A 22,433-nucleotide genomic window follows, 5' to 3' on the forward strand; every position below is an offset into this window, starting at 1 on the left:
GCTGCCGCAAGTGAGACGCCATGCCAGACCTTCAGACCCGCATCATCGGTGGCGCGCCGGAAGGCTTTGACGCCCGGTTGATCCTCGACGAGGCCGCCAGAAGCGGCGGCCCGGTGCTGCATGTCGCCCGCGATGACAAGCGGCTGGCGGCGATGCAGGCGGCGCTCGGCTTCTTTGCGCCAGAGATGCCGGTGCTGACCTTTCCGGCCTGGGATTGCCTGCCGTATGACCGGGTCTCGCCCCATGCCGATATCTCGGCCGCGCGGATGGCGACGCTGGCCGGGCTGGTACATGGCATGCCGCAGCAATTCGTGCTGCTGACCACCCTGTCGGCGGCGACGCAGAAGATCCCGGCCCGCGAGGTTTTGCGCGAGGCGGCCTTTACCGCCCGGGTCGGCCACCGGATCGACGAAAAGGCGCTGCGCGCCTTCCTGGTGCGGATGGGCTTCGTTCAGGCGCCGACGGTGATGGAGCCTGGCGATTACGCGGTGCGCGGCGGCATCATCGACATCTATCCGCCCGGAGAAGGCGGCCCGGTACGGCTCGACCTCTTTGGCGATACGCTGGACGGCGCACGCCGCTTCGACCCGGTCAGCCAGCGCACCACCGAAAAGCTCGACATGGTCGAGCTGGCGCCGGTCTCCGAGGTCATCCTCGACGAGGCGGCGATCACCCGCTTCCGGCAGAATTACCGCATCGAATTCGGCGCCGCCGGTTCCGACGATCCGCTGTACGAGGCGATCAGCGCCGGCCGCAAGCACCAGGGCGCCGAGCACTGGCTGGGCTTTTTTCACGAGCGGCTCGAGACGCTGTTCGACTATCTGCCCGAGGCCACCATCACCCAGGACGATCAGGTCACCCCCTCGCGGCTGGCCCGCTGGGAGATGATCGAGGATCAATACGAGACCCGCAAGATCGCGATGGCGAGCAAATCGCGGATGGACACGGTCTACAAACCCGCGCCCCCCGAGACGCTGTATCTCGACGATGCCGCCTGGCAGGCCGCCACCTCCGGCCGCCGGGTGTTGCAGTTCCATCCGCTGGCCCAGGCCTCGGGCCCCGGCGTCTCGGATGCCGGTGGCCGTATTGGGCGCAATTTCGCGCCCGAGCGTCAGCAGGAAAACATTAGCCTTTTTGGCGCATTGGCGGATCATATCAAGGCAAAGCTTGAGCTTGGTCCGGTGGTGGTCGCCTCCTATTCCGAGGGCGCGCGCGAGCGGCTTTCCGGCCTGATCGAGGATGAGGGGCTGGCCGAGACGATCTTGGTCAAGGATGCCCGCAGCATCGGCCGGCACGGGCTGCATCTGGCGGTCTGGGCGCTGGAGCACGGGTTTGAAGGGCCTTGGGGCGGCGGCAAGACGGGGGGAGAGGCCCGGATCACCGTCGTGTCCGAGCAGGATGTGCTGGGCGACAGGCTGATCCGTGCACCGAAGAAAAAGCGCCGGGCCGAGAACTTCCTGACCGAAACGCAATCGCTCAGCCCCGGCGATCTGGTGGTGCATGTCGATCACGGCATCGGCCGCTATCTCGGGCTCGAGGTGATCACCGCCGCCGGCGCCGCGCATGAATGCCTGGCGCTGGAATATGCCGAGGCCTCCAAGCTCTATCTGCCGGTTGAAAACATCGAGCTTTTGTCGAAATACGGCCATGAGGCCGGTCTGCTCGACAAGCTGGGCGGCGGCGCCTGGCAGGCCAAGAAGGCCAAGCTCAAGGAACGCATCCGCGAGATGGCCGACCGGCTGATCCGCGTCGCGGCCGAGCGTGCGCTGCGCAAGGCGCCGGTGATGGACCCGCCGCATGGCGCCTACGAGGATTTCTCGGCGCGCTTCCCCTACGAGGAGACCGACGACCAGCTGCGCGCCATTTCCGACGTGATGGACGACATGCATTCCGGCCAGCCGATGGACCGGCTGATCTGCGGCGACGTGGGCTTTGGCAAAACCGAGGTGGCGATGCGCGCCGCTTTCGTGGCCGCCATGTCGGGCATGCAAGTGGCGGTGATCGCGCCGACGACGCTGCTGGCACGGCAGCATTACAAGAGCTTTGCCGAGCGCTTCCGTGGCTTCCCGGTCAATGTCCGGCCGCTGTCGCGCTTCGTCTCGGCGCGCGATGCGGCGCTCACCCGCGAGGGCATTTCCAAAGGCACGGCGGATATCGTCATCGGCACCCATGCGCTTTTGGCCAAGGGCATCCGGTTTCAGAACCTCGGGCTGCTGATCATCGACGAAGAGCAGCATTTCGGCGTCTCGCACAAGGAGCGGCTGAAGCAGCTGCGCACCGATATCCACGTGCTGACCCTGACCGCGACGCCGATCCCGCGCACCCTGCAATTGTCGCTCTCCGGCGTACGCGATCTCTCGATCATCGGCACGCCGCCGGTCGACCGGCTGGCGATCCGCACCTATGTCAGCGAGTTCGACGCGGTGACCATCCGCGAGGCGCTCTTGCGTGAACATTATCGCGGCGGCCAGAGCTTCTATGTGGTGCCGCGGGTCAGCGATCTGGGCGAGATCGAGCAGTTTCTCAAGGATCAGGTGCCCGAGGTCTCTTACGTGGTGGCGCATGGGCAGATGCCGGCAGGCGAGCTCGACGACAAGATGAACGCCTTTTATGACGGCAAATACGACGTGCTGCTGGCGACGACGATTGTCGAAAGTGGTCTCGATATCCCGACCGCCAACACCATGGTGGTGCACCGTGCGGACATGTTCGGCCTGTCGCAACTCTATCAGATCCGTGGCCGGGTAGGGCGGTCGAAGACACGGGCCTATGCCTATCTGACGACAAAACCCCGTGCCAGGCTGACCGCCACCGCCGAAAAGCGACTGCGGGTGCTGGGCTCGCTCGATACCCTAGGTGCCGGCTTTACCCTGGCGTCACAGGATCTCGATATTCGCGGCGCCGGCAACCTTCTGGGCGAGGAGCAATCGGGACAGATGCGCGACGTGGGCTACGAGCTGTATCAGTCGATGCTGGAGGAGGCGATTGCCAAGATCCGTGCGGGCGAAATGGAGGGGCTGACCGAGGCCGACGATCAATGGGCACCGCAGATCAACCTCGGCGTTCCGGTGCTGATCCCCGAGGACTATGTGCCCGATCTCGATGTGCGGCTGGGGCTGTACCGCCGGCTGTCCGAGCTGACGACGAAGGTCGAGCTGGAGGGGTTTGCCGCCGAGCTGATCGACCGTTTCGGCAAGCTGCCGAAGGAGGTCAACACCCTGCTGCTGGTGGTGCGGATCAAGGCGATGTGCAAACGCGCCGGCATTGCCAAGCTCGACGGCGGGCCCAAGGGCGCGACGATCCAGTTCCACAACGACAAGTTCGCCTCGCCGCAGGGTTTGGTGGAATTCATCAAGGATCAGAAGGGGCTGGCCAAGGTGAAGGACAACAAGATCGTCGTCCGCCGCGACTGGAAAAGTGACGCCGACAAGATCAAGGGCGCCTTTGCCATCGCCCGCGATCTGGCCGAGAAGGTCGTGGCGGAGAAGAAAAAGAAGAAGGCCAGGGCATGAGGTGAGCCGGTCGCCGGGCGGCGCCCGGCGCCGGGTGGTGTGCGATGCGAGATCGCCGGCAGTCGGGCTGTGGTGCGTGGCTCGGCGCGGTGGATCCTACCTGGCGCTGGCGTGGCCGTCGCCCCGAAGCCGTTGATCGACGTCACCGCCATGATCCGGGACCGCCAACCCTTCAATGCTTGAACACGATTGCCGGATCGCCTCCGGAACCGAGAGGATTGGGGCCGATGCAGAAGAAGAGAGGAATGCAGGTTTCTGTTGCCAGGTACCTGCGAACCCCGCCTAAAGCTGCTAGGCCCTAGGACTTAAGATTTCGGTAGATCCGACTGCTTACGCAGCCATTGCCACCGGAGCTTTGTTGTCGTTTGCAACTAGCTTAGTTGTACCGATAACGGTGGTAACTCACCGGGACAAAGCTAACCCCTTTAGACGTTCGTCGATCCTGTTTCGGCCCCATGATCCCCAAACGAAGGATGGTTGGTGGAGCCGCCGGGTACCGCCCCCGGGTCCGATCCGCTTATTACGAGCGCGTTTATGTCCATAGTCCCGAAGGACAAGGCTGAATATAGGGCGCACGGGCCGGGATGTTAAGGGGGCGCGGGCGCCGATCAGACAGGTTTTTTCGCCAGCGGCGCGGCGCCGCGCTGGCTTCGGTAGATGGTATAAAGCCCGCTTGCCACGATCACCGCGCTGCCCGCCCAGGTCATCAGGTCGGGTCGTTCGCCAAAGACCGCAATGCCGAGGATCATGGCAAAGAGCAGCCGGGTGTAGCGGAAGGGCACGGTGATCGAGACTTCGCCGACCCGCATCGCCGCGGTCAGGCTGGTATAGGCCAGCACGCCGACCGCCACCGCAAGCCCGAGCTCGACCGACGCCCGTGGCCCCGGCAGCGGCCCGGGGCCGGTCACCGCGATCATGATCAGACCGGCGATCACCAGCATCAGGAAACCGTAGACCCCGAGCTGCACATTCGACATCGACGGCGGGCTGGCCCGCGTCGCCAGATCACGCCCGGCAAAGCCCAGCATGCCCAGCACCGCAAAGATGCTGGTGGCGGCAAAGGCCTCGGTCCCCGGCCGCAGGATCATCAGCACGCCGACAAAGCCCAGGGCGATGGCCAGCCAGCGGCGCCAGCCGACCACCTCGCCAAAGAACACCACCGCGCCAAGCGCCACCACCAGCGGCGTCGCCTGGAGGATGGCCGACACCAGCGACAACGGGGCGAGAGCGAAGGCCAGGGTATAAAACAGCCGCCCCAGCACCTCGGACGTAGACCGCAGCAACAGCGGGCGGGTGACAATCGCCGGGTGAAACAGCCGCTGGCCACGCAGGCGCGCCCAGATCAGAAAGACGCTCATCCCGCCCAGTCCGAAGGCGCTGAGCGCCAGCCCGACGCTGATCTCCTGCATGGCGGATTTCAGAAACATGTCCTCGACCGCAAAGAGCGCCATCGAGACCGTCATCAGCAAGGGGCCGCTTCGCAACATCGGGCAGGATCCGGGTATGGGTGACAGGACTGTGCCCCCTATCGCGCGCCATTCGCCGGGTGACAAGCGCAGAGGGGGAAGGGCCGCCTGGTCGGGGCGCAAAAGCGGGGCCTGCCCGACGGAAAACCCCGGCTCCACCGAAAGAGGCGGAGCCGGGGTCTGCCACACCGGTGAGGTCGTTCAGTCGGGCTCAGGCCGCCTTGTCAGCGGCCAATCTGGCGCGGATCGCCGCCGGAACCAGACGCGGGGTGGAAATCCGCGGCCTGTCCATTTCGGCGATGGTGCGTTCTTCGCCGTACAGCGCCACATATTCCGAATAATTGTGGAAATGGCTGCGACCGATATAATCGATGTAGGTCTCGGCCGGGGTGCCCTCGGCCAGGATCACTTCGTGGTTTTCGGTCTCGATGTGATAGACGGTGTAGAATTCGCCCATCTCCTCGGCCGAGGCCCAGTCGATTCCGGCACCATTGACCAGCGCGCCCGCGTTGATCAACAGCCCGTCCACCACCAGCGCGTGATCGGCGGTCAGCCGCAGGTCACGCTTGGGCAAACCATCGCCAAGCGCCCCGGCGCTGACACGGACCGGGCGGAGGCGTTCCGGCGGACGGAAGGCGGTATAGACGCGCTGCACGCCGATCCACCTGATGGCGATGGCCTCGCCCGCGGCGGTCAGGATCTCGTCGCCGATTTTCAGCTCCTCGACCCGGGCTTCACCCTCGGGGGTGGCGATATGGGTGCCGGTGAGGAAGCATTCGGTGGTAGACGCAGTCGTCGCCGAGCTGAGATCGGCCGGCAGATTCGCAGCGGTGAAAAAACCTGTCGGGGTCACGAGGAAAAGCGCCGGATCTGCCAACGTGCCGGCATTTTCGTCGGAGAAGATCGGGTAAAGGGTACCGCCGATATCAATGGAACCCACATAGGTCCCCAACCCGTCGCCAAACAGGTTTCCGGTTCCGTCGTTGACGATCTCGCCGGCTGTGAATTCTGCATCTAGAAGGTTGTCGGCAATTGTCTCATTGTCAAAATTTGCAGCGTTGAGATTGCCGTTGAAGTAAAAGTGTACGTCACCGGTATATGTGGCCATGTTGAATTCCTTTTTCTAAGTCTACTAGTGAAACATCGTTACCTAAACGTTAAGCGATCCGCAGCTTTCGGTCGAGCAATATCCGACGTGGACAATCCGAAACGCGATTGCTCGCCCAAGGACAAAGTAAATATTCACATTATTGCTGTAACTCTTTACCATTCCCGAGGAATTGGGCCTACAGGGGAGCCGCATGACCATCGATATTGCCGCCGCCGCGCCGGAAGATTTCGATTCCCTTATAGGCGATATCTTCGCGGTCGATTCGCGTCCCGATCCGGTGCGCCTTGTGCTCGACAACGTGAAGCGTTTCGAGGGGTCGTCGATCCGCGACAACGAGGTCGAGATCGACGGACGCATCCTGCCGCCGCGCCAGGCCTTCGCCCTGACCTTTGAGGGGCCGCGCGAGCCGCAGCTCGACAGCCAGGTGTTCGAAATCCGCCATCCGCAGCTTGGCGTATTGAGGCTCTTTCTCTCGCCGTTCCGGCAAGACCGGACCTGCATGCTGTATGAGGCGGTCTTCAACTGAGCCACGGTCAGACCTCCCGCGGGCCAAGCTGAGGCCGCCATTCCAGCGCCAGATGATGCCCGACCACGCCGGTCTGCACGAAGCCGTGGCGCAGGTAGAGCCGCTGCGCCGGATTGAGCCGCTCGACCTTGAGCCGGACCGGCACCTTGCCGCCATGGGCCTCGTTCAGCAGGCTGCGCAGGATGTCCGTGCCAATGCCGCGCCCTTGGTACTGCGGGAGCAACGAGAACTCGATGATGTAAAGCACGTCGTCCTGCCGGTCGAGATAGAGCCGGCCGATATCCACGCCATCGAGCGTGATGATATGGCGGTTGGCCTTGGGAAAGCTGCGCTGATAGCTCAGATCCTGCGCCTCGAATTGCTGTTTCAGGAAACGCGCCTTTTCCGCCTCTTCCCAAGCCACCAATTCGAATTCCCAAGCGCGCGTTGTCGCATGGAGATATTCCAGAAAGGGACGGTCGGTGTCGTGGATGAGGCGGAATGCCACCTGTCCGCGGGGACGGTCGAGCATGTTGAAGTCCGGTTGGTTTGGGCCGGGGCGTGCTCTACGCCCCGTACGGTGGATCAGTTGAGGACGATCTCGATCACGTCCGAGCCGTCGCGCTTGCGGGTCGGTCCGGCCATCAGCCGGGCAGCGCCGATGCGCGGCGCCGAGACCCGATAGGTCTGGCTGCCGGCCTCGACCATTGGCGCCTTGTCGTGCCCGTCGAAGACCGCGATGACGCCGCTGCTGCGCGGCAGGTCGGCGGGGCGATGCGGTCCGCTGTCTATCGGCTCCACCGCCACCAGTTTCAGCACGGCGGATCGGCCATCCTCGGTCTGAAACCGGAAACGGCGACCGATATGAGCCTTCAATTCGGCCGAACCGGAGCTGAGCCAGTTGAACGGACCGGCGGCCGGCGCGGACTCTGTCGTTGTCAACAGGCCGGTGGCGGCGCTGGCGCCGGTCGCGGGCAAGGCGGCGACAACCGCGGCCCCGGCGACCTGGGTGGCCACAAAGCCGCGTCGGCTGATATCTGTGTCCGAACTCATGTGTGTTCTCCTGCGGGCATACCTGTGGAACGCATCAGTTGCGCGACGGGAAAAGCCCGACCAGGGCGATCTGATAGTTCATCACAAGAAAGGGCTGCATGTTGTTGATCGCCTGGTTTCCGCCGTTGTTGTTCACCACGATGGTTTCAGACGCCATTGTCCGGTTCGGCGCCGCGTTTGGCGCGATATAGATATTGGACAGACCCAGCATGTTGTCCTGTGGATTGGACTGGTCGGGTGCGCCCAGCTCGGCATGCAGGCTTGCGGTGTGGTTGTGGCTGGGCATCTGGTTGACGGTCAGAGTATTGGTCTCGCTGCCGCCCCTTTGCCCGATCCGCCGGTCGCTCAGACCGGCACCCCGGCCAAAGTGCATGGCCATTCGGCCGCGCAGATCCGGCAGGGCAAAGGTCGTGCGGCCATCGCCGCCATAGATCGTTCCGAGCAGTGAAAACAGCGCAGTGTTCTGAGAGATCGGCAGCAGCTGACCATCGCAAAGCGCATAGCCGCGGGCCGCGAAGTTCCAGCCCACCAGCTTGACCTCTCCAAGAAATGGTTCCGACATGAAAAATCCTCTCAATAGCGACGAAGCGTAGCGACATGCAGGCCGCCGTTTCGGTTAAAGATTTGGCGGGCATTGAAAAATTGTGCACCTCGACCCGCGAACAGAGTGCCGCTGAAACGCCAATCGGTCAAGAGATAAGAAAAGATGAATGTGAGCGGGCTCACGCTGCTTTATGGTTGTGAAGAAAGGGGAAATATACCGGCCTGCGGAGCTGAGACATGGCGCGGGGCGGCCGATCCGCGATGGCGCCCCGTCAGGCCAGTGGCCGGATCTTGAGCCGGGTCACGCGGTTGTCCTTGCGCCCGGTCACCTCGAAGCGAAAGCCGTGAAACGAAAACACCTGGCCCACCGCCGGAATGATCTGGGCCTCGTGGATGACCAGCCCGGCGACGGTATTGGCAGCCTCGTCGGGCAGGTTCCAGTCGGTGGCGCGGTTGAGGTCGCGGATCGTCATCGCGCCGTCGACATGGTAGTGGCCATCCTCGCCGCGACGCACCGAATGTTCGGCATCGGGGTCGAATTCGTCGGTGATCTCGCCGACGATCTCTTCGAGAATGTCCTCGAGCGTGATCAACCCCTCGAGCGAGCCATATTCATCGACCACCAGCGCAAAATGGGTGCGGCGGCGCAGGAACTGCCGCATCTGATCGTCGAGCGAGGTGGTGTCGGGCACGAAATAGGGCTTCATCGCGATCGAGGTGATGTCAAAGGCTTCGAGCACGCCGGTCTGGTCCTCGCTGCCATCCACCAGCTTGTTCATGGCGCGCAGAAGGTCCTTGGCGTGGATCACGCCGATGATGTTCTCGGGGTCGTTCTTGAACACCGGCAACCGGGTGTGCCGGCTCTCCAGGCATTGCGTCAGGATCTCGCGCGGCGGGGTGTCGGCGTCGATCATCTCGATGCCGGAGCGGTGCAGCATGATCTCTTCCACCGTGCGCTCTGAAAGATCGAGTGCGCCCAGGATGCGGTCGCGGTCTTCCTTTTCCACCACGCCTTCGGAATGGCCCAGATGCAGCGCGCCGGCAATTTCCTCGCGCACGGCAAGGATATGGCTGTCGGGGTCGGTCTTGACGCCGAACAGGCTGAGAATGCCGCGCACCAGGATGCGCACGGCGCCGACCACCGGGGCGAAGACGCGGATCACAAGGGCGATCGGCGCGGCGACAAAGGCGGCGGCGCGTTCGGCATTGGTGATGGCAAAGGTCTTGGGCAGCACCTCGGCAAAGATCAGCACCAGCAGCGTCATGATCAGCGTGGCCAGCGCCACGCCGCTTTCGCCGAACAGCCGGGTGAACAGCGCCGTGGCCAGCGAGGTGGCCAGGATATTGACCAGGTTGTTGCCCAGCAGCACCGAACCGATCAGCCGCTCGTTGTCTTCGGTGATCGTCAGCGCCCGGTCGGCACCGCGGTTGCCCTTGTCGGCCTGTGCCCGCAGCTTGCCGCGCGAGGCGGCGGTGAGCGCGGTTTCCGAGCCGGAGAAGAAGCCGGAGAGGACAAGGAGCAGCAGGATGGCCGCAGAGGTGATCCAGAAGGCGCCGTCAAGCAGGCTGGGCGAGGGGTCCATTACGTCTGACTTTCATTTGAACTGCGCCGGGTTATGCGGCGGAACGGGCCGGTGATCAAGGCGATGACAGGGTGGGTGGGTGATCTCACTCGCGCGCCAGCGGATGATGCTCCAGCACCAGTTCGCGCAGGCGCTCTTCCAGCACATGCGTGTAGATCTCGGTGGTGGCGACATCGGCATGGCCCAGAAGCGTCTGGATCGCCCGCAGATCGGCGCCGTTCTGCAACAGATGGGTGGCAAAGGCATGGCGCAGGGTATGCGGGGTGACATCCGCGGGCGTCAGGCCAGCATCGACGGCCAGCGCCTTGATAAGGTTGAAGAACCAATGCCGCGTCAGATGGCCGGCCTTGCCGCGCGAGGGAAAGAGGAAGGGCGAGGCGGGCTTGCCCTTGAGCCGCGCCTCCTCCTCGGCGGCATCGCGGATCGCCAGCCAGGCGGTCAGCGCCTCGCGCGCCGGCGGTGACAGCGGCACCATGCGTTCCTTGCCGCCCTTGCCGCGCACCAGGATCAGCCGCGGATCGCCGCGCACCGCCGCCACCGGCAGCGAGACAAGCTCGGTCACCCGAAGGCCGGTGGCATAAAGCACCTGCATCAGGCAGAGGTTGCGGGCGCGGTCGGCGGCCGTGCGGCCATGGCGCTCGGCGGCCTGCAACAACTGCTCGACATCATCCACCGACAGCGTCTTGGGCAGGCGCTTCTCCTTGCCGGGCCCGGCGATCTGGATCGCCGGGTTGTCCATCCGCCAGCCTTCCTCGAAGCCGAAGCGATAAAGCTGCTTGATCGCGGAGAGCCGGCGCGCCCGGGTCGCGCGGGCCAGCCCCTGCGCCTCGCAATGCACCAGATAGTTTTCGATGTCGGCGCGCGCGGCGGTCTCGAAGCTCCGGTCCTTGGCGGCGAGCCAGTCGGCGACATCGCGCAGGTCGCGGCCATAAGCCAGAAGCGTATTGTGCGCGGCCCCAAGCTCGGCGGCTTGGGCTTCGAGAAAGGCGGATATATGGGCGTCGTCCATCGGTGTCAGCCCTCGGCGGTCAGCAGCAGCGACTGAAGCGCGGCGCGCCGGGCGGTGTCCTCGAGTCCGACGGCGCGGAAGGTGGCCAGCGCCTCGGAGAGCGCCGTGTCATCACCGAGATGGCCCTGATAGGCCAGCGACATGGCGCGCAGGATCACCTCGCCCAGACGCCCGCCGTTGAGCAGCGCCTGAAGATGCGGCGGCGGCGGATTGACGAAGCCCTCGGCAATGGCACGAGCGTGGGGGTCGGGGGCGGTGGCCGCTTCCGGCGTGCCCTGGGCCAGCGCCACGGCGAATTCCTGGCTCAGGCCGCGCGGCTCGAGCCGTCGCGACAGACGTTCGTATTCGGGCGAGAGCAGCGCCGCCTGCATTTGCAGGCTGGCCCCTGTGCCGGCGAGGTCGACCTCGGCCAGCCGGGCGCCATAGGCCTTGGCAAAGGCCGTCGACAGCCCGACTTCGGCCATCACCGTCCAGACCTGGCGCAGCGCATTGTCGATCTCTTCGGGGTCGCCGCCGTCCAGCGCCCGCTCGAAGCGTTGCACGGCCGCCGCCCGGTCCCAGACCCCGCCCGAGGCCGAGGGCTGGTTGGCGACATAGAAGGCGAACAGCCGCTGTTCGGAGATCGCGCCGGCGCGGACCAGACGTTCCGCCGCCTCGATCTGCGCCTTCCAGCCGCTGTCGCCGGGCAGGTCGGCATTGGCGAAGGCGCGCGGCAGGGTATGCGTCGGCACCGGTTCGCCAAGCGCCTCGTACAGGCGGTATTCCAGCGGGCTCATGCGCAGCGAGGGCGGTGGTACGGCAAGCTCTCCGGCCAGTTCGGGATCGAGAAAGCCGAGCAGGAGGTTGACCTTTGTCGCGGGGATGTCGCCCAGGGCCTCGGCCGTGGTCAGCGTGGTCAGCGCCAGATCCCAATTGCCGGTCTGGGCCAGGCAATAGACCCGGTAATCGGTGCCGGGGGCGAGATTCGGCTGCCCGGCGAGCACTTCGCAGGCAGCGACGCCGGGCCCGGCCAGCAACGACAGGTCAAGCACCCGGGCAAACAGCGCCGGATCGGATTTGGCATCGGTCAGCGCAAGCAACTCGGCCGCCTGGGCAATCGCCCCCATGGCGATCAACCGGTCGATCCGCGCCAGCAGAAAGCCGCCGTCGGCCGGCTCGGGCGGCAGCGCCTCGGCCAGCAGCAGCGCAAAAAGCAGCGATTGCATCGCCGGCTGGCCATCGACGTTCTGCGCGATCAGCAGATCGGCAAGCTGCGCGGTGTCGCTGGCCTGCCAGAGCGTCTGCGGAAAGCCGGTGACATGCGGCGGCAGGAGGCCCACCGCATCGACGCTGGGCGCATCCAGCGGCCGAACGCTGACCTCGGGGCGGCTGGCGTCCCGGGTGACCGGCGGCTCCTGCTTTTGCGGTGCCAGTGCGGCGGCATCGGGGACCAGCCCGAAATCGGTGTCTTCCTGCGGCTGCTGGTCGAGCCAGTCGATCGCCGACAGCGGATCCTGCGCGGCCAGCGGCGCGGCCATCGCGACATGCAGCAGCACGGCAAGAAAAGCGCCGTCAGCCCGCATCAAGCACCACCGGTTTGCGAATCTCTTCGGCGGGCGGCGAAAAATCGGCGCCGAAAAACGGCCCGATGTAGGCATAGCCCACAAGCGCGATCCCTGCCAGAACCGCCAGATAAAAGAGGTATTTGATCAATCGGCCCATCGGGTGCTGCCTCTGCCTTGCTCTTCATCATACCCGCATTGGGGTGGTTTTTTTCCTCTTATATCTGGCCTTTTTTGCAAGTTCACGTCATTCACGTCCAAGATACAAACTTTTGAGCAGTTGAGACCGAAATCGGCAAGATCATGCAGTGGCAGGTGAAGAAGACCATAGTGATGGTCGGCATGATGGGGGCCGGCAAGACGGCCGTCGGCCGGGCCCTGGCGCAAAAGCTGGGTGTGTCCTTCCTCGACTCCGATGCCGAGATCGTCGAGGCGGCGCATATGAGCATTGCCGAGATCTTTGCCCGCGACGGCGAGCCGTTCTTTCGTGCCCGCGAGACCGAGGTGATCGGCCGGCTGCTGGAAACCGAGCGCTGCGTGCTCTCGACCGGCGGCGGCGCTTTCCTGTCGGGCACCAACCGCGAGATGATCGCCGACAAGGGCGTGGCGGTCTGGCTTGATGCCGATCTCGACCTGCTGTGGAGCCGGGTCCGGCACAAGGACACCCGGCCGTTGCTGCGCACCGCCGATCCCTTCGCGACGCTGAAAACGCTATTTGACAAGCGGGTGCCGGAATATGCCAAGGCCGAGGTGCATGTGACGGCCGATAAATCCTATTCGATCGACCAGATGGCGCGCCGGGTGATCGAAGAGCTCGAGGCGCGCCCCGACGTGTTGGAGAAGCTGTGATGCGCGAAACGGTCCATGTGCCCCTTGGCGACCGCGCCTATGACATCCGTATCGGGGGCGGGCTGCTGGCCCGCGCCGGCGAAGAGTTCCTGCCGTTCCTGGCGCGGCCCCGGGTGGCGGTGCTGACCGACGAGAACGTCGCGGCGGCGCATCTCGAAGCGCTGCGCGCCGGGCTTGCCGCCGAAGGCGTCGAGATGGTGGCGTTGGCGCTGCCTCCGGGCGAGGGCACCAAGGCCTGGCCACAATTTTCCCGCGCGGTGGAATGGCTGCTCGATCAGAAGATCGAGCGCCGCGATGTGGTGGTGGCGCTCGGCGGCGGGGTGATCGGCGATCTTGCCGGCTTTGCCGCGGCCGTGCTGCGGCGGGGGGTGCGGTTCATCCAGGTGCCGACATCGCTGCTGGCGCAGGTCGACAGTTCGGTCGGCGGCAAGACCGGGATCAATGCGCCGCAGGGCAAGAACCTGATCGGCGCATTTCACCAACCGTCTTTGGTGCTGGCCGACACCGATGTGCTGCACAGCCTGCCGGAGCGCGATTTCCTCGCCGGTTATGGCGAGGTGGTGAAATACGGGCTGCTCGGCGATCCGCATTTCTTCGACTGGCTGGAAGTGAACGGCCCGGCTCTGGCGACCGGCGACGAGAGCGCGCGGATCCACGCCGTGCGCCGCTCTTGCGAGATGAAGGCCGAGATCGTGGTGCGCGACGAAACCGAGCAGGGTGATCGGGCGCTTTTGAACCTCGGGCATACCTTCTGTCATGCGCTCGAGGCGGCGACCGGCTATTCCGACCGGCTGTTGCACGGCGAGGGCGTGGCGGTGGGCTGCGCGCTGGCCTTCGAGCTGTCGTCTCGGCTGGGGCTCTGTGCGCAGGAAGACCCGAGCCGGGTGCGGGCGCATATCAAGGCGATGGGGATGAAATGCGACCTCAAGGATATCCCTGGTGACCTGCCCTCGGCCGAGGCGTTGCTCGACCTGATGGGGCAGGACAAGAAGGTGGTGGACGGCGAGCTGCGGTTCATTCTGGCGCGCGGCATCGGCGAGGCCTTCGTGGCCACGGACGTACCCGGCGATGCGGTGCTCTCCGTACTGCGGGATGGATTGGCGGACCGCTGAGGGGACCGTTTCCCCGGGGCGATTTCTGCACCGTCTCCCTCGGGTCAGGCCCGAGGATAACGCCCTGAAAACTCGCCGCCCAGGCCCTACCGCGAAATTCCGCCCAACGTCGTCGCCAGATCGCCATACCCGGTCAACCGGCGCTCGAAGGCCAGACCCAGCCGTTCCGCACAGGCGCGGGCCTTTTCGGTCAGCACCGGGTCGTCGGTCTGGGCCTGATACACCAGCTTGTCGTAATTGCCGAAATACATGTTCAGCAGCTCGGGGTGGCGGTCGAGGCCCAGCGGCTGCCAGACAAAGGCGTCGAACTGGCGCACCAGGAAATCGGTCAGGTAAAAGGCGGTGAATTCTTCGCGTTCGGCAAAGGCGGCATTGCCCTCGAAGAAGCTGTAGCAATGCGGGCCGGGCACCATCTCGACCCCCATCTCCTCGCAGGCCGCCTGCAACTGGCCGCCGGTGCCGCAATCGGCATAGACCACGAAAAGCCGGTCATACTGCGCCCGGTGTTTGGCGACGGCGGCGCGCACCGCACCGGTGATCTTGTCCGGCGTGTTGTGCAGGTTGGCGGGCAGGCAGGCGAGATCGAGATGATCCCAGCCGTTGACCGCCTTCAGATCGAGGATCTCGCGCGCCAGGGCGCCGCAGGCGATCAGCAGGATGCGGCCCTGACCGCGGGGCGCGAGGCCGGCCTCGGTCAGGGTCGTGTCATTGAGCGGCCGCGCGGTCACCCGGCCATCTGGTTGTGACGGCGCGAGACCAGCGACTTGGCGGTTTCCACCGCGACAGCGGCATCGCGGCAATAGGCATCGGCGCCGATCGCCTTGCCGAACTCCTCGTTCAGCGGCGCGCCGCCGACCAGAACGATGTAATCGTCGCGGATGCCCATTTCGACCATCGTGTCGATCACCACCTTCATGTAGGGCATCGTCGTGGTCAGCAGGGCCGACATGCCGAGGATGTCGGCGCCCTCGGCCTTGGCCGCCTCGATGTAGCTTTCGACCGGGTTGTTGATGCCCAGATCGACCACCTCGAAGCCGGCGCCCTCCATCATCATCGATACAAGGTTCTTGCCGATGTCGTGGATGTCACCCTTGACCGTGCCGATCACCATCTTGCCCATGCGCGGCGCGCCGGTCTCGGCCAGCAGCGGCTTGAGGATGGCCATGCCGCCCTTCATCGCATTGGCGGCCAGAAGTACCTCTGGCACAAAGAGAATCCCGTCGCGAAAGTCCTTGCCGACAATCGTCATGCCACCGACCAGAGCCGTGGTCAGCACCTCGTAAGGCTGCCAGCCGCGCTCCAGCAGGATGTTCACGCCTTCCTCGATCTCTTCCTTGAGACCGTCGTAAAGATCGTCATGCATCTGCTGGACAAGTTCTTCGTCGTCCAGTTCGGAAAGGATGATGTCGTCTTCTTCGTCAGACATTGCGTGATTCCCTTGCTTGGGCATATGGGCCCGGTTTTTTCCAGCTATGGCCAGATTGCCGCAGGCCAAGTTGGCGGATTGCGACATCGACGGTCCTGTCACCGACGCATGCCGCGGCCGCGGCGCGCGCCTGTAGCGGCGAATTGCAAATGTTCCGCGTTCGTTCTAATCTGCGGCCATGGATGATTTGCCTTGCGAGATCGACCCGCGCCAGCGCCCCGGACGCGGCGCCAGCCGCAACCAGACCGGGCGGTTCGAGCGCCATGCGTGGGTGGGCACGCATGACGGCTGGGAGATCGAGGAGGATCTGCCGGTGCTGCGCACCGAGGTGCGCGAGGAACAGGCGCGCAGCCTGATCACCTACAACCGGTCGCCGGATCTGCCCTTCGACCGGTCGATCAACCCCTATCGGGGATGCGAGCACGGCTGCATCTATTGTTTCGCCCGGCCCAGCCATGCCTATCTGGGCCTGTCGCCCGGGCTGGATTTCGAGACCCGGTTGGTGGCGCGGCCCAATGCGGCGGCGGTGCTGCGGCGCGAGTTGCGGGCGCCGCGCTATCAGGTGGCGCCGCTGGCGATCGGCACCAATACCGACCCTTATCAACCGCTTGAGCGTGACCGCGGGTTGATGCGCGCCTGTCTCGGGGTCTTGGCCGATTGCAATCATCCGGTGGCGATCGTCACCAAGGGCACGCTGGTCGAGCGCGACATCGACATCCTGGCGCCGATGGCCGCGAAAGGCCTGGCGCGGGTCGGCCTGTCGGTGACATCGCTCGATGCCACGCTGTCGCGAAAGATGGAGCCGCGGGCGCCGGCGCCCAAGCGCCGCTTTGCCACCATCCGAAGGCTGACCGAGGCCGGCATCCCGGTGCGGCTCATGGTCTCGCCGGTGGTGCCCGCGCTCACCGATCCCGAGCTCGAGGCCATCCTCGAGGCTGGGGCGGAGGCCGGCGCCGATGCGGCGAGCTGGATCATGCTGCGGCTGCCGCGCGAGGTCTCGCCGCTCTGGCAGGCCTGGCTGGCCGAACATTACCCCGACCGCGCCGCCCGCGTCATGGCGCGGCTGCGCGAGATGCACGGCGGCAAGGATTACGACGCCCGCTGGGGCCACAGGATGCGTGGCGAGGGCGCCTATGCCGAGATCATCGCCGCCCGTTTCCGGCGCCAGGCGCGGGCGCTGGGCCTCGACCGAAAGGTTTCGCCGCTGTGCTGCGATCTCTTTGCCCGCCCCGGGCAGGCCGGCGACCAGCTTTCGCTGTTCTGAGCCCGGTGCCGGGAGACCGCTGTTTGCACGGGGAAGGCATGCCATGGGTGTGGCCGATCCAAGGTTGGTGATGAAAGGGGCCGGGCCGGGGCCCGGGCGGGCTCAGCCGCGCCGGCGCCGCCGGTTGCGGCTGGGCGCCTCGACCGCGTTCTCGCCGGAGCCGTCGCTTTCCGAGCTGAATCCGCCGATCGATGAAACGATCTGGTCCAGCGTCGGGCGCGGTCCCTTGGGGCGGGATTCCAGCGCCGCGCGCATGGCGCGCAGGTGCTCCGGCATGGTGCCGCAGCAGCCGCCGATGATCGAGGCGCCGGCATCGCGCGCCATGACCGCGTAATCGCCCATCAGCTCGGGCGTGCCGTCATAATGGATGTGGCCGTCGACATATTTCGGAATGCCGGCGTTGCCCTTGGCGATCAGCGGCAGGTCGGGGCCCTGGGCGGCAAAGCTCAGCGTGGTGCGCAGGAGGTCCGAGGCGCCGGTGCCGCAATTGGCGCCGAAGGCCAGCGGCGGATTGGGCAGGCTCTGGGCCAGCTGCACCATGTCGGAGGCGGTGACGCCCATCATCGTGCGCCCGGCGGTGTCAAAGCTCATGGTGCCGCACCAGGGCATGCCGGCCAGGGCAAAGGCCTCGGCGGCGGCGCGAAACTCCTCGGGCGCGGAAATCGTCTCGACCCAGAGCACATCGGCGCCCCCGGCCTTGAGCCCCTCGGCCTGTTCGTGAAACATCTCGACCGCCTCGGCGTGGCTGAGTGTGCCGACGGGTTCCATGATGTCACCGGTGGGCCCGACCGAGCCCGCGACGACAATCGGCCGGCCGGCGGCATCGGCCACCTCGCGGCCGAGTTCGGCGGCGATGCGGTTGAGCTCACTCACCCGGTCCTGGGCCTCGTGCAGTTTCAGCCGCGAGGCATTGCCGCCGAAGCTGTTGGTCAGGAAGATGTCGGACCCGGCCTCGACCGCGCCGCGATAGAGCGCGCGGATCTTTTCGGGCTCGTCGACGTTCCACAGCTCGGGCGCATCACCCGACATCAGCCCCATGTTGAACAGGTTGGTGCCGGTCGCGCCGTCAGCGAGCAGCCAGTCGCGGTCTTGCAGCAGTTTGCTCAGCGCGTCGGTCATGGAGAGGGCCTTCCTGTCTTGATGTCTCGCGGCAGATGACACAGCCGGCACCTGTGCGCAAATTCATAATGTGCATGATCTTTATGAGGTTGGCGCGGTGTCGGCCGATCCGGGCCGGCGTCGCGCCGCGCGGCCGCAATCTCGGGGCCACCGCCGGGGGCGGGCGGCCCCGATGGCGGGGCGGCCCGTTGGAAACCATGGAACCGGGCTCAGGATTCCTTGACGATCTGGCCTTTGGCCTCGATCAGCATTTCCGCCATCTTGGCGCGGATTTCGGCCTCATCGGCCTTGCCTTCGAGATCGGCCGCCACCTTGCGCACCACGTCTTCATGGCCGATTTCCTCGAAATCCGCCCTTACCACGTCGAGCGCATAGGCATTGGCCTCGTCACCGGATTTTCCCAGCAGAGCGGCCGCCCAGAGTCCGACCAGCTTGTTGCGGCGGGCCTCGGCCTTGAATTTCATTTCCTCGTCATGCGCGTACATGTTCTCGAATGCGCGCTCGCGGTCGTCGAAAGTTGTCATGGGCAGGTCCTCTGGTGCCGTATTCGTCATTCAGATATGCCGCCCCTCGGCCTTCGCCGCAAGAGGTGAGGTCCGCTTGCGACAATGCGGAGCATGGCGTAAGAGGGCGCACGCGCGGCGGGACTCGGCCCTGAGCCGCGCAAGACATGAAAGGCTGCGAGATGGCGCGTCGCAAGAAGATTTACGAAGGCAAGGCCAAGATTCTGTATGAAGGCCCCGAACCGGGCACCATCGTGCAATACTTCAAGGACGATGCCACCGCCTTCAACGCGCAGAAAAAGGATGTGGTCGACGGCAAGGGCGTGCTCAACAACCGCCTGAGCGAGTTCTTCATGACCGGTCTGAACGAGATCGGCGTGCCGACCCACTTCATCAAGCGGCTCAACATGCGCGAGCAGCTGGTCAAGGCCTGCGAGATCGTGCCGCTCGAGGTGATCGTGCGCAACTTTGCCGCCGGTTCGATGAGCCAGCGTCTGGGCATCGAAGAGGGCACCCGGCTGCCGCGTCCGATCGTGGAATATTGCTACAAGGACGACAAGCTGGGCGATCCGCTGGTCACCGAAGAGCATATCGCCGCCTTTGGCTGGGCCAGCCCGCAGGACATGGACGACATCCTGAGCCTGGCATTGCGGGTCAACGATTACCTCTCGGGCCTGATGTATGGCGTCGGCATCAAGCTGGTGGATTTCAAGATCGAGATCGGCCGGGTCTATGACGGCGATTTCCAGCGCCTGATCGTCGCAGACGAGATCAGCCCCGACAGCTGCCGGCTTTGGGACATCGAGACCGGCAAGAAGCTGGACAAGGATGTCTTCCGCCGCGATCTGGGCAATCTGACCGACGCCTATACCGAGGTGGCGACCCGTCTTGGGGTCATGCCGCGCAAGGCGACTCCTATGGAAAAGCCGAAACTTATCAACTGAATGCGCCTCGGTCTTGCGGCAGAATTGCGTATTTGAAAAGAGAAGAAGACCCTTGGGGTGGGACGCCCCGGGGCGTGACAAGGACGAACGGCATGAAAGCACGAGTGCATGTGATGTTGAAAACCGGTGTGCTGGATCCTCAGGGCGAAGCGGTGCGCCATGCGCTTGGCGCGCTGGGCTTTGACGGTGTCGAAGGTGTGCGCCAGGGCAAGGTGATCGACCTCGAGCTGGCGGCGGGCACAACCGAGGCACAGGTCGCCGAGATGTGCGAGAAGCTGCTCGCCAACACGGTGATCGAAAGCTACCAGATCGAGATGCAGTAAGTGGCGTGAGCCATTGAAAGCCAAGAGTTTTTCAGGAGTGTCCACATGAAAGCCGCAGTCCTCGTCTTTCCCGGATCGAATTGTGATCGCGACATGGCCAAGGCCTTCGAGGCGGCGGGTTTCGACGTTTCGATGATCTGGCACAAGGATCACGCGCTGCCCGAGGGGGTCGATATCGTCGGCGTGCCGGGCGGGTTTTCCTATGGTGACTACCTGCGCTGCGGCGCGATTGCCGCCAATTCGCCGATCTGCCGCGAGCTGAAACAGCACGCCGAGGCGGGCGGCTATGTGCTTGGGGTCTGCAACGGCTTTCAGGTGCTGAGCGAAACCGGCCTGCTGCCCGGCGCGCTGCTGCGCAATGCCGGTCTCAAGTACATCTGCCGCACGGTGCCGCTGGTGGTGGGGACCGAGGACAGCGTCTTTACGCAAGGCTATGAAAAGGGGCAGGAAATCCTGATCCCGATCGCCCATCACGATGGCAATTACTTTGCCGATGACGCGACGCTCGACCGGCTCGAAGCGGACGACCGCGTGGCCTTTCGCTACGGTCGCAATCCGAACGGCTCGGCGCGCGACATCGCCGGCATCCTGTCGGAGAACCGCCGGGTGCTGGGCATGATGCCGCATCCCGAACGTGCCGCCGAGGATGCGCATGGCAACACCGATGGCAAGCCGGTGTTCGATGCGCTGGCCACGGCGCTTGAGCGTGTCCTTGCCTGAGGTTGCAGGTCTGTTGCTTGAGCGGGCGGCTTCGGCGGCGTAGAGTCGGGCGATGAAACCTGAACGCCGCAGAAGCGCCCGTCCGGGCGAACGGTTGTTGCGCCGCAGCGGACCGCTGTCATGGCGCGTGCGGCTTGCGCTGTTCTCACTTCTGCTGATGGCGGTGGCGACGGTCTGGTTCACCAACCGTCTGCTGAGCGACCGCTTCACCGAAACCACCCGCAACCGGGCCGAGCTTCGGCTGGCGCTCTATTCCGGCAACGTGCTGTCGGAACTGCGCCGAAATTCCATCGTGCCACAGCTGCTGGCGCGCGACCCGGCGCTGATCGGGGCGCTGAATTCCGCCGATTACTCGCAATCCACCCAGCGGCTGATTTCCTTTGTCGACGAGATCGGCGCCGCCTCGCTGATGCTGCTCGACAGCGGCGGCCGCGCGGTGGCCGCGACCGACCGCAATATCCTCGGGTCGACCCACCGGCAGGAACCCTATTTCATCGGCGCGCTGCGCTCGAACTCGACAGTGTTCTCGACCCTGCCGCGCGAGGCCGGAGGCTTTCGCTTTGCCTACAGCCGGAGGATCGAGAGCAATGGCGAGCTGATCGGCGTGATCGTCGTCGAGGTCGATCTGCAAAAATTCGAGCGTGCCTGGGTGGGGATCGCCGATGCGGTGCTGGTGACCGACAGCGAAGGGGTGATCATTCTGGCCACCGAGCCGCGCTGGCGCGGGCTGACCGAGGCCGATGCGCTGCGCCGCGAGCCGGCCGACAGCGCCATCGAACGCGCCATCCGCGCCACCTCGGACTGGACCCATGTGCCGGCCGATGCCTATCTCAAGGGCGAGGCGGTGATGCGGATGGAGGCCCGGATCGCCTTTCGCGGCTGGCGGATCGTCAGCTTCACGCCTTATGCCTCGGTGCGCGAGAAGGTGAACGCCGTTCTGGCGCTCGAGATCATGGGATTTGCCATGCTCTTTGCGCTGGCCTTCTATTTCCTCAGCCGCAAGACGGCGGTGCGCATGGCTCTGTTCCAGCGGGAATCGGCGGAATTGCGCGCACTTAACACCCGCCTTCAGCGTGAGATCGCCGAGCGTGAACGGGTGCAAAAGACCCTCGCCGTGGCCGAGCAGACGCTGGCGCAGAGCTCGAAACTGGCGGCGCTTGGCGAGATGTCGGCGGCGGTCAGCCACGAATTGAACCAGCCGCTGGCGGCGATGAAGACCTATCTGGCCGGCGCGCGGCTGCTGATCAACCGCAACCGTCCTGACGAGGCTCTGTCGTCTTTTGCCCGCGTTGACGACCTGCTCGACCGGATGGGCGCGATCACCCGGCAGCTCAAAAGCTATGCCCGCAAGGGCGGAGAGATGCTGAGCCCGGTCGATATGGGGGATTCGCTGTCCTCGGCGCTGGCGATGATGGAGCCGCAGCTCAAGCAGCGGCACGTCAACCTGACCCGGGTTCTGCCGCCGCAGCCGGTGCGGGTGATGGCCGATCGGGTGCGGGTGGAACAGGTGATGGTGAATCTTCTGCGAAACGCATTAGATGCCACCAAGGGACTGCGGGATCCCCAGATCGAGGTGATCCTGTCGGGCGGCGAGACCGCGACTCTGTCCGTGCGCGACAACGGTCACGGGATCGAGGATCTCGATGCGCTGTTCGAACCGTTCTATACCACCAAGCAGCCGGGCGAAGGCGTGGGGCTTGGATTGGCGATCTCTTCCGGGATCGTCAGCGATCTGGGCGGACGGCTGACCGCGCGCAACGGCGAAGACAGTGGGGCTGTGTTCGAGATGCAGCTGCCGATCCTGAACGAAGCCGCGGACCATCAGGCCGCGGAGTAGCAATATGAAGGTA

General features: G+C 65.0%; 22 protein-coding genes and 1 other RNA gene. 9 read left to right on the top strand and 14 right to left on the bottom strand.

All coding sequences use genetic code 11. The annotated features are described in order from the left end of the window. Nucleotides 1-20 precede the first annotated feature (20 nt). Nucleotides 21-3,512, top strand: coding sequence for a transcription-repair coupling factor (mfd, locus tag PVW49_RS14790; RefSeq protein WP_074835549.1), 3,492 nt, complete (start codon nt 21-23; stop codon nt 3,510-3,512). A 244-nt stretch (nt 3,513-3,756) separates the two neighbouring features. Here mfd and ssrA read toward each other — a convergent pair. From ssrA to PVW49_RS14805, 3 genes are all read right to left on the bottom strand, one after another. Further along, nucleotides 3,757-4,107, bottom strand: a transfer-messenger RNA (tmRNA) gene (gene ssrA / locus PVW49_RS14795). Between the two features lie 13 nt (nt 4,108-4,120). After that, complete coding sequence (locus tag PVW49_RS14800) at nt 4,121-4,999, bottom strand: DMT family transporter (protein WP_274565420.1); 879 nt, start codon at nt 4,997-4,999, stop codon at nt 4,121-4,123. A 190-nt stretch (nt 5,000-5,189) separates the two neighbouring features. After that, nucleotides 5,190-6,086 (bottom strand): Hint domain-containing protein, encoded by an 897-nt coding sequence (locus tag PVW49_RS14805; RefSeq protein WP_274590903.1) that lies wholly within the window; start codon nt 6,084-6,086, stop codon nt 5,190-5,192. A gap of 193 nt (nt 6,087-6,279) precedes the next feature. Between PVW49_RS14805 and PVW49_RS14810 the strand changes: the two genes are divergently transcribed. Further along, nucleotides 6,280-6,615 (top strand): DUF6916 family protein, encoded by a 336-nt coding sequence (locus tag PVW49_RS14810; protein ID WP_274590904.1) that lies wholly within the window; start codon nt 6,280-6,282, stop codon nt 6,613-6,615. A 7-nt stretch (nt 6,616-6,622) separates the two neighbouring features. Here the strand turns inward: PVW49_RS14810 and PVW49_RS14815 are convergent, their stop codons facing one another. The 7 genes from PVW49_RS14815 to PVW49_RS14845 all read right to left on the bottom strand — a co-directional run bounded on the left by PVW49_RS14815 (nt 6,623) and on the right by PVW49_RS14845 (nt 12,483). Further along, the gene (locus tag PVW49_RS14815; RefSeq protein ID WP_274565422.1) at nt 6,623-7,126 is read right to left on the bottom strand and encodes a GNAT family N-acetyltransferase; all 504 of its coding nucleotides are present in this window, start codon (nt 7,124-7,126) and stop codon (nt 6,623-6,625) included. Between the two features lie 53 nt (nt 7,127-7,179). Further along, complete coding sequence (locus PVW49_RS14820) at nt 7,180-7,647, bottom strand: hypothetical protein (protein WP_274565423.1); 468 nt, start codon at nt 7,645-7,647, stop codon at nt 7,180-7,182. A gap of 34 nt (nt 7,648-7,681) precedes the next feature. Continuing rightward, a complete protein-coding gene (locus tag PVW49_RS14825) occupies nt 7,682-8,209 on the bottom strand; it encodes a phage tail protein (protein WP_274565424.1) in 528 nt (175 codons plus the stop codon). Nucleotides 8,210-8,462: 253 nt separating this feature from the next. Beyond that, nucleotides 8,463-9,773 carry an HlyC/CorC family transporter gene (locus tag PVW49_RS14830; protein WP_048531494.1) on the bottom strand — a complete coding sequence of 437 codons (1,311 nt, stop codon included), beginning with the start codon at nt 9,771-9,773 and terminating at the stop codon, nt 8,463-8,465. Between the two features lie 85 nt (nt 9,774-9,858). Next, nucleotides 9,859-10,782, bottom strand: a complete 924-nt coding sequence (locus PVW49_RS14835) for a site-specific tyrosine recombinase XerD (protein WP_048531496.1) — start codon at nt 10,780-10,782, stop codon at nt 9,859-9,861. A gap of 5 nt (nt 10,783-10,787) precedes the next feature. Continuing rightward, nucleotides 10,788-12,344, bottom strand: a complete 1,557-nt coding sequence (locus tag PVW49_RS14840) for a hypothetical protein (RefSeq protein WP_074835559.1) — start codon at nt 12,342-12,344, stop codon at nt 10,788-10,790. Further along, nucleotides 12,334-12,483, bottom strand: coding sequence for a hypothetical protein (locus tag PVW49_RS14845; RefSeq protein WP_170850513.1), 150 nt, complete (start codon nt 12,481-12,483; stop codon nt 12,334-12,336). Before PVW49_RS14845 ends, PVW49_RS14840 begins: the two co-directional genes overlap by 11 nt. 143 nt (nt 12,484-12,626) lie before the next feature. On the opposite strand from PVW49_RS14845, the gene PVW49_RS14850 reads away from it, so the two are divergent. Both PVW49_RS14850 and aroB read left to right on the top strand, forming a co-directional pair. Next, complete coding sequence (locus PVW49_RS14850) at nt 12,627-13,172, top strand: shikimate kinase (RefSeq protein WP_048531500.1); 546 nt, start codon at nt 12,627-12,629, stop codon at nt 13,170-13,172. Next, nucleotides 13,172-14,284, top strand: a complete 1,113-nt coding sequence (aroB, locus tag PVW49_RS14855; RefSeq protein ID WP_074835560.1) for a 3-dehydroquinate synthase — start codon at nt 13,172-13,174, stop codon at nt 14,282-14,284. The genes PVW49_RS14850 and aroB overlap by 1 nt, the downstream gene beginning before the upstream one ends. Nucleotides 14,285-14,370: 86 nt before the next feature. On the opposite strand, the gene PVW49_RS14860 is transcribed toward aroB, so the two are convergent. Both PVW49_RS14860 and PVW49_RS14865 read right to left on the bottom strand, forming a co-directional pair. Continuing rightward, the gene (locus tag PVW49_RS14860) at nt 14,371-15,012 is read right to left on the bottom strand and encodes a DUF1638 domain-containing protein (protein WP_274590905.1); all 642 of its coding nucleotides are present in this window, start codon (nt 15,010-15,012) and stop codon (nt 14,371-14,373) included. After that, nucleotides 15,009-15,710, bottom strand: a complete 702-nt coding sequence (locus tag PVW49_RS14865; RefSeq protein ID WP_048531506.1) for a corrinoid protein — start codon at nt 15,708-15,710, stop codon at nt 15,009-15,011. Before PVW49_RS14865 ends, PVW49_RS14860 begins: the two co-directional genes overlap by 4 nt. Nucleotides 15,711-15,888: 178 nt before the next feature. Between PVW49_RS14865 and PVW49_RS14870 the strand changes: the two genes are divergently transcribed. Continuing rightward, on the top strand, nt 15,889-16,974 hold the full coding sequence (locus tag PVW49_RS14870) for a PA0069 family radical SAM protein (protein WP_074835563.1): 1,086 nt from the start codon (nt 15,889-15,891) through the stop codon (nt 16,972-16,974). 102 nt (nt 16,975-17,076) lie between these two features. On the opposite strand, the gene bmt is transcribed toward PVW49_RS14870, so the two are convergent. Continuing rightward, nucleotides 17,077-18,093 (bottom strand): betaine--homocysteine S-methyltransferase, encoded by a 1,017-nt coding sequence (gene bmt / locus PVW49_RS14875; RefSeq protein WP_048531509.1) that lies wholly within the window; start codon nt 18,091-18,093, stop codon nt 17,077-17,079. A 209-nt stretch (nt 18,094-18,302) separates the two neighbouring features. Continuing rightward, nucleotides 18,303-18,617 (bottom strand): DUF1476 domain-containing protein, encoded by a 315-nt coding sequence (locus tag PVW49_RS14880; RefSeq protein ID WP_274565427.1) that lies wholly within the window; start codon nt 18,615-18,617, stop codon nt 18,303-18,305. 161 nt (nt 18,618-18,778) lie between these two features. On the opposite strand from PVW49_RS14880, the gene purC reads away from it, so the two are divergent. From purC to PVW49_RS14900, 4 genes are all read left to right on the top strand, one after another. Beyond that, nucleotides 18,779-19,540 carry a phosphoribosylaminoimidazolesuccinocarboxamide synthase gene (gene purC, locus PVW49_RS14885; protein WP_048531512.1) on the top strand — a complete coding sequence of 254 codons (762 nt, stop codon included), beginning with the start codon at nt 18,779-18,781 and terminating at the stop codon, nt 19,538-19,540. Between the two features lie 92 nt (nt 19,541-19,632). Next, nucleotides 19,633-19,863: a phosphoribosylformylglycinamidine synthase subunit PurS gene (gene purS, locus PVW49_RS14890; protein WP_048531514.1), complete on the top strand. Its 231-nt coding sequence runs from the start codon at nt 19,633-19,635 to the stop codon at nt 19,861-19,863. 45 nt (nt 19,864-19,908) lie between these two features. Then, nucleotides 19,909-20,583: a phosphoribosylformylglycinamidine synthase subunit PurQ gene (gene purQ / locus PVW49_RS14895; RefSeq protein WP_274565428.1), complete on the top strand. Its 675-nt coding sequence runs from the start codon at nt 19,909-19,911 to the stop codon at nt 20,581-20,583. A gap of 52 nt (nt 20,584-20,635) precedes the next feature. Next, complete coding sequence (locus PVW49_RS14900; RefSeq protein WP_048531518.1) at nt 20,636-22,420, top strand: sensor histidine kinase; 1,785 nt, start codon at nt 20,636-20,638, stop codon at nt 22,418-22,420. Nucleotides 22,421-22,433 lie beyond the last annotated feature (13 nt).

Source organism: Marinovum sp. PR37 (genome assembly GCF_028807375.1).
Lineage (GTDB): Bacteria > Pseudomonadota > Alphaproteobacteria > Rhodobacterales > Rhodobacteraceae > Marinovum > Marinovum algicola.